The organism is Algoriphagus boritolerans DSM 17298 = JCM 18970, from assembly GCF_900108085.1.
Lineage (GTDB): Bacteria > Bacteroidota > Bacteroidia > Cytophagales > Cyclobacteriaceae > Algoriphagus > Algoriphagus boritolerans.
The window spans coordinates 130,339-142,542 of record NZ_FNVR01000009.1 but is presented as its reverse complement, the minus strand read 5'-3'; the positions used below and the strand labels follow the sequence as shown (position 1 = coordinate 142,542).

Annotated in this window: 12 protein-coding genes; 6 read left to right on the top strand and 6 right to left on the bottom strand. The window is 42.1% G+C overall.

Annotated elements, in window-relative coordinates; genetic code table 11:
• Nucleotides 1-388: 388 nt before the first annotated feature.
• The 3 genes from C4S61_RS10520 to C4S61_RS10510 all read right to left on the bottom strand — a co-directional run bounded on the left by C4S61_RS10520 (nt 389) and on the right by C4S61_RS10510 (nt 2,264).
• Nucleotides 389-712 (bottom strand): 2Fe-2S iron-sulfur cluster-binding protein, encoded by a 324-nt coding sequence (locus C4S61_RS10520; RefSeq protein ID WP_103924762.1) that lies wholly within the window; start codon nt 710-712, stop codon nt 389-391.
• Between the two features lie 16 nt (nt 713-728).
• Nucleotides 729-1,745, bottom strand: coding sequence for an NAD(P)/FAD-dependent oxidoreductase (locus C4S61_RS10515; RefSeq protein WP_103924761.1), 1,017 nt, complete (start codon nt 1,743-1,745; stop codon nt 729-731).
• Nucleotides 1,746-1,814: 69 nt separating this feature from the next.
• On the bottom strand, nt 1,815-2,264 hold the full coding sequence (locus C4S61_RS10510) for a MarR family winged helix-turn-helix transcriptional regulator (RefSeq protein WP_103924760.1): 450 nt from the start codon (nt 2,262-2,264) through the stop codon (nt 1,815-1,817).
• A 217-nt stretch (nt 2,265-2,481) separates the two neighbouring features.
• On the opposite strand from C4S61_RS10510, the gene C4S61_RS10505 reads away from it, so the two are divergent.
• Nucleotides 2,482-2,748, top strand: a complete 267-nt coding sequence (locus C4S61_RS10505; protein WP_103924759.1) for a hypothetical protein — start codon at nt 2,482-2,484, stop codon at nt 2,746-2,748.
• A gap of 78 nt (nt 2,749-2,826) precedes the next feature.
• Here the strand turns inward: C4S61_RS10505 and C4S61_RS22065 are convergent, their stop codons facing one another.
• Nucleotides 2,827-2,970: a hypothetical protein gene (locus C4S61_RS22065; RefSeq protein WP_200820564.1), complete on the bottom strand. Its 144-nt coding sequence runs from the start codon at nt 2,968-2,970 to the stop codon at nt 2,827-2,829.
• Nucleotides 2,971-3,138: 168 nt separating this feature from the next.
• Here C4S61_RS22065 and hisS point away from each other — a divergent pair, with 168 nt between their 5' ends.
• Nucleotides 3,139-4,500: a histidine--tRNA ligase gene (gene hisS, locus C4S61_RS10500; protein ID WP_103924758.1), complete on the top strand. Its 1,362-nt coding sequence runs from the start codon at nt 3,139-3,141 to the stop codon at nt 4,498-4,500.
• Here hisS and C4S61_RS10495 read toward each other — a convergent pair.
• The gene (locus C4S61_RS10495) at nt 4,497-4,778 is read right to left on the bottom strand and encodes a hypothetical protein (RefSeq protein ID WP_103924757.1); all 282 of its coding nucleotides are present in this window, start codon (nt 4,776-4,778) and stop codon (nt 4,497-4,499) included. The genes hisS and C4S61_RS10495 overlap by 4 nt on opposite strands.
• A 169-nt stretch (nt 4,779-4,947) precedes the next feature.
• Between C4S61_RS10495 and C4S61_RS10490 the strand changes: the two genes are divergently transcribed.
• Nucleotides 4,948-5,283: a YbaB/EbfC family nucleoid-associated protein gene (locus tag C4S61_RS10490; RefSeq protein WP_103924756.1), complete on the top strand. Its 336-nt coding sequence runs from the start codon at nt 4,948-4,950 to the stop codon at nt 5,281-5,283.
• 99 nt (nt 5,284-5,382) lie between these two features.
• Nucleotides 5,383-6,384 (top strand): glycosyltransferase family 2 protein, encoded by a 1,002-nt coding sequence (locus C4S61_RS10485; RefSeq protein WP_103924755.1) that lies wholly within the window; start codon nt 5,383-5,385, stop codon nt 6,382-6,384.
• On the opposite strand, the gene C4S61_RS10480 is transcribed toward C4S61_RS10485, so the two are convergent.
• Nucleotides 6,381-6,599: a PspC domain-containing protein gene (locus tag C4S61_RS10480; protein WP_103924754.1), complete on the bottom strand. Its 219-nt coding sequence runs from the start codon at nt 6,597-6,599 to the stop codon at nt 6,381-6,383. The genes C4S61_RS10485 and C4S61_RS10480 overlap by 4 nt on opposite strands.
• Nucleotides 6,600-6,673: 74 nt before the next feature.
• On the opposite strand from C4S61_RS10480, the gene C4S61_RS10475 reads away from it, so the two are divergent.
• Together C4S61_RS10475 and C4S61_RS10470 are read left to right on the top strand one after the other, a co-directional pair.
• Nucleotides 6,674-8,446: a TPR end-of-group domain-containing protein gene (locus tag C4S61_RS10475; RefSeq protein ID WP_146064378.1), complete on the top strand. Its 1,773-nt coding sequence runs from the start codon at nt 6,674-6,676 to the stop codon at nt 8,444-8,446.
• Nucleotides 8,447-8,919: 473 nt separating this feature from the next.
• Complete coding sequence (locus C4S61_RS10470) at nt 8,920-12,201, top strand: SusC/RagA family TonB-linked outer membrane protein (protein WP_103924752.1); 3,282 nt, start codon at nt 8,920-8,922, stop codon at nt 12,199-12,201.
• Nucleotides 12,202-12,204: the final 3 nt, after the last annotated feature.

Sequence of the window (12,204 nt, the reverse complement as noted above, 5' to 3'; positions counted from 1 at the left end):
CGGAGAGTTAAAAAACGCACATGGATTTGGAAGGGCAATAGCTTACGGGATAAATAACATGGAAATGCAAGCCGCCATAGCTTTATTCACCGTCAATGTTAAAAGAATCTTAAAACTAGCCCAGTTATAATCAAAAAATAGTTTACAATCGCTGAAAATCATCAAAATTAGCTCAGTATAGGCTTTTTATAGAGAAAATTTAAAAGCAAGCGGCGAAAAAAAAGAAAGCGACTAAGTCACTCTTGTCCGTGACCTAATCGCTCTCAAAATTTTACCTTCAATTTTAGCTACTTTTTCAGTGGCCTCGTCTCAGAGTGGTTTCCTTTAATCTAGTCTCTTGTTTCTCGTTTCTAAATCTTGATACTAATCTCTAGTTACTTGATACTTTTTAGACAACGTCTTCCCCTCTCAGCTTCACCACTGCACCTTCTAGAATATCTCCGATTCGGATCTGGCAGGCAAGGCGAGAGGTAGGGAAGTATTCCGGCAGGTTTTCCAGTTGATCAAGCTCGATGTCTGTGGCATCGCCTAAACCGTCTTTGCCTTCCAACACTTCCACATGACAGGTAGCACAAAGGGCCATTCCCCCACAGGTTGCCAAAACTGGATATTCGGAAGCCTTCAGGATTTCCATCAGGCTGAAGCCCATATCATCCGGCGCTTCGATTTCTTGGCGATTGCCTTCTTGGTCTTCTACAGTGAATTTGATCATGGCTGGGGAGGAATGGTTAGAATGCGTTTACACCGTTGACAGTGGTGTATTTGAAGCTGAGTTTTTGGTCTGGATAAACGTATTTGAAGGCTGAGTGCATCATGATGGCCGCCTCATGGAATCCGCAAAGAATGAGCTTTAACTTGCCGGGATAGGTATTGATATCCCCGATGGCGTAGATTCGCTCCACCCCGGTTGAGTAGTCACGAGTGTCTACTTCAATGGCATTTTTGTCAATACTCAAGCCCCAGTCAGCGATGGGTCCCAGTTTTGGGCTAAGCCCAAAAAGTGGAATCAGGTAATCTGCATCGATACTGAGATCTTGCTTGTATTTGTCCTCTAAAATCACCTTTTCAAGACTTCCGTTTCCTGTTACTTCTTTCAGGTTGGCCGACAGGATCAAATCGATTTTGCCACGATTTGCCAAGTCGAATACTTTGGCAGCAGAATCAGGTGCACCTCGGAAGGTTTCATTTCGGTGCACGAGTGTTACGCGCTTTGATACTTTTGCGAGAAAAATGGTCCAATCAAGCGCTGAATCTCCACCACCGGCGATCACCACATTTTTGTCCCGGAAAGTTTCCGGATTTTTCACCATGTAGCTGATTCCTTTTCCTTCAAACTGTTCCAAGTTGGTCAAAACAGGCTTTCTGGGCTCAAAGCAACCCAATCCGCCCGCAATGATGACTACCTGACAATGAACATGTGTTCGATCGCTGGTAGTTACGATAAAACTTCCATCTGCTTGCCTGTCCAAGTGATCTACACGCTCGCCAAGAGTGAAAGTAGGCTGAAATGGCTTTGCCTGCTCCATTAGGTTGTCAACCAAATCCTGCGCTTTCACTTCAGGATATCCCGGAATATCATAAATCGGTTTTTGGGGATAAATCTCGGAAAGCTGACCTCCCACCTGTGGTAGGGCATCGATCAGGTGACATCTCATCTTGAGCAATCCTGCTTCAAAAACAGCAAACAGCCCAACCGGGCCGGCTCCGATTATGCAAAGGTCAGTATGGATTGTGTTAGTGTTCATGATTTTTGGGCTTTAACCCACATAAATTCCAAATTGTTCGTACAAATATAATTAGTATGCTAAATATTTTTATTCTTCGATGGGATGCCCATCCAGATTTTTATAAATGGTATCCAAAATCCGCTTGAACTCCTCAAAATCTTTTGGGGTCAGATTTTCCCAAGCTTTTTCCCTGATCTCTAGAATTTTAGGTTTCAGTTCACCGACTTTTTCCAAGCCTGAATTAGTCAAATGAAGCTGAAAACTTCTCCTGTCCTGGGGATGTGGAATCCGCTCCACGTATCCTTTTTTGCAGAGCAAATCAATGATCCGTGTTAGGGTGGGGTGATCTTTGAAAACGAGATTGGCCAATTCCGTTTGGCTTAACAGTTCGTTTTCAGAAAGGTTTTTCAATACCAGCCATTGATCTACCGTAACATCGAATTCTCCAGTCTTAAACTGATGTTGGGCATATTGCTTCACCTTTCGAGCAGTACGATCGAGCAGGAAGGAATACCGAGCAAACAGTTCTTGTGTCATACCAATAGTTAGTGTGACAAATATATGAATTTTAAGTAAATCAGGCGTTTGCGAATGAGGATTTGTAAAAAAGATGACTGATTTGGTTCTTTTTGAGGATTGTTCAGGGAGTAGATACAATTAAAGTGATTAATCCTGTTAATTTTAATCCGCTTAATTCATTTCATTTCATGGAGCCGATATTTCAGGCTTTACCCAGACTAAACTAATACTACCGATGAACTGGAATTCCGTAATCGACAAGGCTCTTGAAGTCTTGCGAACATCTGACCGTGGCTATGTGCTGATGGACATGTACAATAATATCTTAACCCCGGAGGAGGCCGCATTCAACAAAGTTCAGGTGACACCCTACAATGCGCTGAAATTTATCACATCCCAATTCTCGGCTATGGGCTTGGATATCTCGGACAAACACGTCCGGATCAAGCTTATTGCTTTGCTTGAGGAGTATGAAAGACTTCAAAAAGAGCGAATCAAATAGGTTTCTTTTTGAGAATAAAGGCAATAAAAAAGGCGACCGTCGGTCGCCTTTTTTATCTTTATCTTCAAAAAGACTTTATTACTTGGCGAAAGAAGCCTTGATAGCCTCTACGTCTACGTTTTTAATTACTGGCTTAGCACTTAACTGCTTGATTTTAATCACGCGTGCAGTCTGTCCTTGTCTTTTTCTTTTCAGTTTTCTCTTCAGTGTAGTTACTGCCATGGGAGTATATGTTTTAATTTTCTCGAATTCGAAACGAAGTGCAAATGTAAAGAAACAATTCTTTTCCGCCTACAAAACTTTGGATTTTATTCCTTTATTCGAGCAGGATTTAATCAGGTGTTTGGTGATTTTTAGATAAATTTGAACTTCAATTACCAAAAATCACCCATGCAAAAGCCGAGTTTGCCAAAAGGCACCCGAGATTTTGGGCCCTTGCAGATGGCCCGAAGAACCTATATTTTGGATACAATCAAGGATACTTTTCAGCTTTTTGGCTATCAGCAGATCGAGACTCCCGCCATGGAAAATCTCAGTACCCTGACAGGTAAATATGGAGATGAGGGAGATCAATTGCTTTTCAAAATCCTAAATAGTGGGGATTTCATCAAGGATGTGAGTACCCTGGATTTGGAAAAGGGGTCTGCCTCTGTTTTGAATAAAGTGTCTGAAAAAGGCCTTCGCTATGATTTGACGGTTCCTTTTGCCCGGTATGTGGTAATGAATCGGAATGAATTGACCTTTCCTTTCAAACGTTTCCAAATCCAGCCTGTGTGGCGGGCAGATCGTCCACAAAAGGGAAGATACCGGGAATTTTACCAATGTGACGCCGATGTAGTCGGGACAGATGGCCTCGTATGCGAAGCAGAAATCATTCTGATGATCCGTCGGGTTTTTGAAAAACTCAGCTTGGACGACTACAGCATCAAAATCAACAACCGGAAAATTCTGACAGGAATATCGGAAGCGATAGGAGAAGAAGGAAAAGAAGGTCCGCTTTGCGTGGCGATTGATAAATTGGACAAAATAGGCTGGGAAAAGGTCAAAGAGGAACTGACTCTCCGTGGATTTGGTGAAGAATCTCTTGATAAACTGGCCCCCCTGGTTGCTCTGGAAAGTGATTTGACGGGAAAAATTGGGTTTTTAAGACAATTTCTGAAAACCTCCGAAACAGGGCTGAAAGGAGTGGAAGAGCTCGAACAGACCTTTGAGATCCTTTCCCAAATGGGAGAAAATCTTGATCATATCGATTTTGACATCATGCTGGCCAGGGGCTTATCCTACTACACAGGAGCGATTTTCGAGGTGAAAGTTCATCATGTTGCTATTGGTTCGGTGAGTGGAGGTGGACGATACGATAACCTGACGGGTGTATTTGGGCTTTCCGGGGTGTCAGGTGTTGGTTTTTCCTTTGGAGTAGACCGATTGTATGACGTGATGGAAGAGTTGGATTTGTTTCCTGCGGAAAGTCACACGAGTACAAGATTGCTCCTGACCTATTTTGATCAGAGTGGTTTTCAATATGCCCTTGGATTACTGAATCAATTTCGCAAAGCGGGAATCAAGACAGAGATTTATCCCAATCAGGCAAAAATTCAGAAGCAGTTTGATTTTGCCAATAAAAAAGGAATTCCTTTTGTAGGAGTTTGTGGAGGGGATGAAATTCTCTCCGGTGGGGTTTCCGTTAAAAATATGGGTTCCGGTGAGCAACAGAAGCTGTCTGTAAATGAAGCAATAAAGCTGGTTTGTTAATCAACTTGAATAATAGATCGAATGGGTAAGTACTTGCCTCCTTTCAGTGCTACAAAACTGTCACCCACGGCCCAAACTGTGGTTTCAACCTGGTAGGTTTGATGGTCTGCTGTTTCGAAAGTGATTTTGACCTTTGTCTGGAGTAGGTTTCCCAGTGTTTGAGATCTATAGAGGTCGGACATTCGTTTCTTTTGTTTATCTGGGTCGAAAATCACGTCTGTTTTTGAAAAAGTCAGATTGGAAATATTTTCTTTTTCGATTAGTTGTATCGTTTTCATGGTGTTGTTGGGTTTGGATAATACTTCTTACTTACTTGATTTCGAAAATGTTGCAAGAATAAGAGAAGAAGGTTCAAGCGTGCTAAAAAAATCCATTAGTAAACACCAGTTATTATTGGGTCATTAACACTTACAATCAGTAAAGAATTTAAAATAAAATACATAAGCTATGTTTGATATTATGGGAATGATGGGCAAAGTGAAGGAAGCCCAAGCGAAAATAAAGGAAACCCAGGCGCGGTTAGTCCATCTGACAGCAGAAGGGGAGTCAGGCGCCGGACTGGTCAAGGTCCTTGTCAATGGGGATCGAAAAGTTTTAAAGATAGACATGGATGAGTCCCTTCTCAACGCCAACGATAAAGAAATGCTCAGCGACCTAATCGTCGCAGCTACCAACAAGGCGATGGAAGCGATCGATGTCAAGATCAAAGCTGAAATGAAATCAGCTACCGAAGGAATGATCCCAAATATCCCGGGAATGGATTTGGGAAGTATGTTTGGATAAATTCGGAAAAAATCAACCTTAGAATGGTTGGCAATCGCTCTGACTTCTGCTTGTCTGCCTCCTTGCAGGTTTGGTCATTGTTGAAAAATTCATAAGTGTATGAACAAGGCCGCAATCGTCATTTTAAATTACAACGGGAGGCAGGTTTTGCCTACTTTCTTACCTTCTGTGCTCATGTACAGTGCGTTTGACTGTTGGGTTATTGACAATGCAAGCTCAGATGATTCGGTTGTTTTTTTAAAAGAAAATTTTCCGGAGATCAAATTGATTACCCTTGACTCCAACTTTGGTTATGCCGGTGGTTATAATTGGGGATTGGAGGAGCTGAGAGGGAAGTATGAATTTTTCATTCTTTTGAATTCCGATGTAGAAGTGACTCAAAGCTGGGATTTGGATTTGGTCGCTTGGTTAGAAAAGAATCCGGACTTCGCGGCACTGCAACCCAAGATTTTATCCTGGCAAGATCGTAAGACCTTTGATTATGCCGGTGCCGGTGGTGGATTTTTGGATGATTTAGGCTATCCTTATTGCCGGGGAAGAATTTGGAATGTTTTGGAAACAGATCACGGACAATACGATGATGCCATTCAGGTGGATTGGGCGTCGGGGGCTTGTTTAATAATCAGAACGGCCGATTTTTTTGATCAGGGTGGGTTTGATGCCCATTTTTTCGCACACATGGAGGAGGTGGATCTATGCTGGAGGATGAGAAAGTCCGGTAGAAAAATCGGGTATTTGGGATCCGTGACCGTTTTTCACCAAGGTGGAGCAACGTTGGATCGGTCTAATCCGCGCAAACTTTACCTGAATATCAGAAACAGTCTCAGTATGATTTATAAAAATGTTCAAGGGTTAAAGTATACTGGAATAATTTTGGCAAAGGCGATATTGGAGAGCTTAGCAGCTCTTGGATATTTGGTGAAATCTCAGAAAAAATACGCAATGGCCATAATTAATGGGTACATAGACTTCTGGCACGGACGTCAGTTACTTGAAAAAGGATTAAAAAAGCCTGAAATGGAAATTGCCAATTCAGGTCCGGTTCGGTTTATATTTTGGAATTACTTGATTTTAAGAAAGCGACGATTTAGCCAACTTTAATCAAATAATACGGGGTTGTTCATTTTTCGGAAATATTTCCGGATTTTCATCATCATAGCCATACTTACATAGAGAATAATCGGCGAACCCATCGTCACAAAAGATGAGTAGATAAAAAACAAACGAATGCTATCAATCGGGAAGTTTAGTTTTTCTCCAAGACGGGAGCATACTCCAAAGGCACGTTCTTCGAAGAATAGTTTCAGTTTTTCCATGGTAGTGTGGCGGTTTGATAATGCAAAAATAAAACAATTTGATTTCAAGTGCTATAATTCAATTTTCCTGCGAAATGTTTAGAATCCTTAGTTTACTGTTTTTGATGTTTTCGTACGCTGGTTCAGCGAAACCAATTATAGTGCCTGAAAACAGATTTTTGAAGGAAGTGCAACTAACTCCCCAAAAATTAAAGTTGGAGGGCGATTCAGTCCGCTTTACGGTCAAAGGTTTGATCCCGATTGAATCCGTACTAATTCCCAAGAATCCGAAGGTAAGTCTTTCTTTTAAGGCTGAGCAAAATAATGTTGACTTAGGAATAATTGATCTGAAGAAAAATGTCTCAAGCTATGCTTATGAGAAGCGAGTGGCTTTAAAATATGAGCCTTGGATGTCCGGTGCTGTTTTGGAATTGTCTTTTTTTCAGGGTAGAAAAGAAAACAATGCTCCCTCTGAGAAAAAAATACTAGCCCGGGGTGTGATGACACCTCAACTGATGGTCAAGTTGGGGGAAGTGTATCCCGACGAACCGATCCCCGTTGTAGGCCTGTTTATTACTTCGGGGATTTTAGATCGGGAAATTGTTCGTAAGCAGGAATTCTCCATTCAATTCGATTTGGGTTCTTCAACTTATAAGTCAACTTCGACCAATCAGAAGACCTTGCAAGAGCTGGATGCCTTTCTGGAAGCAAATCCAACTATTCAAGAAATGAGAATCACGGGAATTCAGTCACCGGAAAACGGGGAAGGCAACAATAGTGCGCTGGGAATGAATCGGGCTGAGTCTGTAAAAGAAGCGCTCGGTATTCGATTAAATTCCTTGCCGGAATCTCAGCTGAAGGTCGATTCCCGTCGGAATGATTGGTTTGATCTGAGATTGCTCCTGAGAGACTACAAGGGAATATCGACCAGCCGAAAAGATGAGCTCTATGCTATCCTGATGAATCAGGAATCCTTTTTGGAACAAAATGAAAGGCTCAAAAAAGTACCCGGTTTTGCTCAAGTTTCACAAGACCTATTTCCTAAACTTCGGGTAGCTAAAATTGAAATTTCAGCGAAACCAAGAGCGGGCTTGGATATGCAGCAGTCCATGCTTTTAAAAGAAGCCCTTTCCAAATCAGACGGTACTAATTCCCTTTCTTTTGAAGAGTGGACTTTGGCGGCCGAGGCGAGCCAGAGTTTGGAAGAGAAGGCAGTCATTTATTCAAAAATGACCGAGTTTTACCGATCCGCACTTCCTTACAATAACATGGCTGTAGTCAGAATGCGACAGGCCCAGCGCACTTTGGATCCGCAATCAAAGGAAATATTATGGGAGGAAGCTCAGCGGCTTTTGACCCAGGCCTACCGCATAGAACCCAATCCATATACGATTCACAATCAAGGCCAAATTTTGGCTTTGGAAGGGAGTTTTTGGGATGCCTATTTGAAGCTGTCCGAGGCTTCTTCTTTAACTAAAGATCCTGATTTTTTAATGCGTAATGAAGCTTTGAAAGGCGCCTTGGATATTTTGAGAGGGGACTACAAACTTGCGACTCTGCGATTTGATTATCAATTCTCTGATCCAAAGGATTATTTCAACAAAGGCCTAGCTTATTTTATGATTCAGGATTATGCAAATGCCACTATTGCATTTGAGGAATCCGTGGTTCAGGGAAGAGCATTTGGTTACGGATTTTATGGACTAGCGATGATTGCAGCGGCAAGTGGCCAACGAGAGGTAGCAGTGATCCATTTGAAAAAAGCTATTGAAGCGAATCGACAGTTGTCGGAGCGGGCTTTTCAGGATCCCTTGTTTGAAGAGCTTCGGGAAAGCGAAGATTTTTTTGTTTGGATTTCGTCAAAATGAATTTGTAATTATTCTTGATAAATTACAAATCGCCCTATTTTTTGTGATTTTTTTAAGTAAACAACTTTTAATTTCGAAAATTTACATTTTTACGACCCTTTTATTAGAGATTATAAGCTAATGAAAGACTGAATTCACATTAGGCAGAAAAAATTCAAATTTTAATTTGGACAAGTAGGTTTGAAATTTGTTTTAGATTATTTAACATTGAGGGTTTAGAATTAACAATTAAACCCAAAATTCAAGCCTATGATCTATTTTACTTAGAATTCTTCCTACTCTCAAACTGCATCATCCGATGCAACCAAACCTATTGGTTTTTAAAAAGCAGGTCCTTTTGGCCATGGTAAATCGCGATCGAAGCTTGAAAATCAAGCAATTCTTATCGTCGTTATTTTAAGGATAATCGCAAACGATTGCATAATCTATTAACAAACAAGTTTTTGAGATTAATCTTGTTACCCAATCTATCTATGTTTATGAAAAATGTTTACAAGTTTCTAAGTGTGTGCCTTACGCTCTTGGTACTTTCCGGCAGTGCTGCTTATGCGCAGAAAACTGTCTCGGGTACGGTACTGGACGAATATGGAGTAGGCCTTCCGGGGGTTTCGATCCTTGTCAAGGGTACTACCACAGGTACTGCAACAGATATTGACGGAAAATATTCCCTCAGTGTCCCAAATGACCAGGCAACCCTGGTATTTTCTTTCATTGGATACACGGCCATCGAACAAGTGGTCGGTTCCAGAAGTGTCATTGATGTAACTATGGCACCGGATGAAAGAACGCTTACAGAATTAGTCGTTACGGGTTACTCTATCGATTCAAGAAGAGAAACAACGGGTGCGATTTCTACTGTCAATCCTAAAGATCTGACGGTCATTCCTACAGGTAACGTTGAGCAGACGCTTCAAGGACGTGTTTCGGGTGTGACCGTGATCACTAACGGTCAACCGGGTACTACTTCTATTATCCGCGTTCGTGGTTTCGGTGCCTTCGGTGGTAACGAGCCTTTGTATGTCGTGGATGGAGTTCCTACAGGTTCTACTGACTTCTTGAATCCTGATGATATCGAGTCAACTACGGTATTGAAAGATGCTGCAGCTGCTTCTATCTATGGTGCTCGTGCTGCAAACGGTGTGATTGTCTACACTACCAAACGTGGTGCGAGAAACAAGAAACTTAGAGTGGATTACAACGGCATGTATGGGGTGACCGGTCCGGGTACAGGATTGGATATGATGAATCCTCAGGATTATGCCGACTACACATGGTTGGCAGAAAGGAATACTGCCACTTTGCAAAACAGACCATTAAATTACGGACACCCTCAATTTGGTAACGGTTCTACACCAGTGATGCCGTATTATTTAAGTTTGATTACCAGAAATCCTACAACAGGTGCACTTGGTGTAGCTTCAGGTCAGCCTGGTCCACTTACACCAGCTGAAATTGAGCAGCAGCGAGAGTGGTATAACATCGATCCTAGAAAAGGAACTGTGAGACAACTAACTAGAGCAGCAACGGGTGAAGGAACGGATTGGTACGATGCACTTACTGCACCAGCAGCATTGCACAGACATTCGTTAGGCTTCAACGGTGGTTCTGAGACAAGCCGATTCTATATTGGCTTTGGTGTTCAGGAGCAACAAGGTATTGTGATCGGTAACGATTTCAAAAGGTATTCCCTGAGAGCCAACTCTGAATTTGATTTAACAAAACGAATCAGAATAGGTCAAAACTTCCAGGGTACTTATCGTCAGGTATTAGGTCAGACCGGTGGTGCAGGTGGACGGGGAGTCGCCCGCGATGAGAATGATATTCTTCAAGCCTTCCGTATGCCTTCGATCATTCCGGTATATGACGAATTCGGTGGTTATGCCGGTACAGCTTCTAGAGGTTTCAATAATCCAAGAAACCCCATTGCAAATAGAGATGGACAAGCGAACAACAGAGGATTTAATGCCGCTGCTTTTGGTAACGTCTATGCAGAATGGGATATTATTGACGACTTAACCTTCAGAACTTCTGCAGGTGGACAGTACAATAACAATTACTTCTGGAATTATACCCGTCTTCAATATGAGAACTCTGAGAACAACTCAGCTTTCGGATATGGTGAAGGTGGAGGATTTTCCTTTGGTTGGACGTTTACCAATACTCTTGCCTATAAAAAGAAAATTGACAAGCATGACTTCAATGTCTTGTTGGGTCAGGAAGCTTTGAATTCAGGTGCAGGTAGAAATATAAACGCCGTAGGTCAAAATCCATTCTCAGAAGATCCTGACTTCATCACGATTTCTAACTTACCGGTTGGAACAAGACAAGTAAACTCAAGCCAATTCAAAGGAGTAAACTTTAATTCATACTTCGGTCAGCTGAGATATACCTACAATGATAAGTATATTTTCAGTGCTGTAGTAAGACGTGACGGTTCTTCCAGATTCGGTGAAAACGCCAGATATGGTGTATTCCCTGCATTTTCAGCCGCTTGGAGAATTTCTTCGGAGTCTTTCTTGCAGAGCGCAACTTGGATTGATGATTTGAAAATCCGTGGGGGTTGGGGTCAAATGGGTAACTCCAATAACGTAGATCCTAACAACCAATTCTCGCTGTTTGCGGGAGATATCGGAGCATCATCTTACGATATCACAGGTTCTAACTCTGGTGCTCAAATCGGTTTCAGAAGATCAAGAATTGGTAACCCAAATGCTCAGTGGGAGACTGCCGTTACGCAAAATATCGGTTTTGACGGTACATTCTTCAACGGCCGCTTGGACGTCATCTTTGACTGGTGGAAAAAAGACACCAAGGACTTGCTCTTTACTGTTCCAATTCCTTTGACTGCTGGTTCTAATGCCGCACCTCCGGCTGTGAACGTTGGCGAAATGTTGAATCGTGGTCTTGACCTTTTGGTAAGTACACGAGGCAATTTGACTGGAGACTTCACCTATGAAATGACTGTGACAGGTTCGATATTAAAGAATGAAATTGTATCGCTTGCAAATGATTTGCAGTTCATCACTTCTGTCAATCCAAGTTTTAGGGGAATTGAGCCCATCCGAAATGCAGTTGGACAGCCACTTTCTTCGTTCTTTGGCTATAATGTAGTTGGATTGTTCAGAAATCAGGAAGATGTAAACTCCCATGCTACTCAAGCAGGAGCTGGACCAGGCAGATTCAAATTTGAAGACGTAGACGGCGATGGAGAGATTACTGCTGCTGACCGTGTATTCATGGGTAGTCCTGTTCCTGATTTTACCGGAGGTATGAACTTTACCATTGGATACAAAGGATTTGATCTTTCTGCGTATTTCTATACTTCAATTGGTAACGAAATTTTCAACCAGTCTAGGTGGTTTACAGATTTCTTCCAGACTTTCGAAGGTGCCGCTATTTCAAATCGCTTGAAGGACGCCTGGACACCTGAAAATCTAGATGCAACAATCCCTGTGGTAGAAAGAACTGCAAACTTCTCTACCTCTGACGTGTCTAACTCGTTCTACGTGGAAGACGGTTCATACTTGAGATTGCAAAACCTTACTTTGGGTTATTCTGCGCCTGCCAGCTTGCTTACTAAGTTGAAAATGGAAAGAGCCAGAGTATTTGCTTCTGTAAACAACGTGTTTACCTTGACAGGTTATGAAGGATTGGATCCGGCAGTAGGTGGTGATGCCGATTTGACATTCGGTATTGACGTAGGTAACTATCCGGTTACCCGTGGTTGGACGTTTGGTTTGAACCTTAGCTTCTAATCC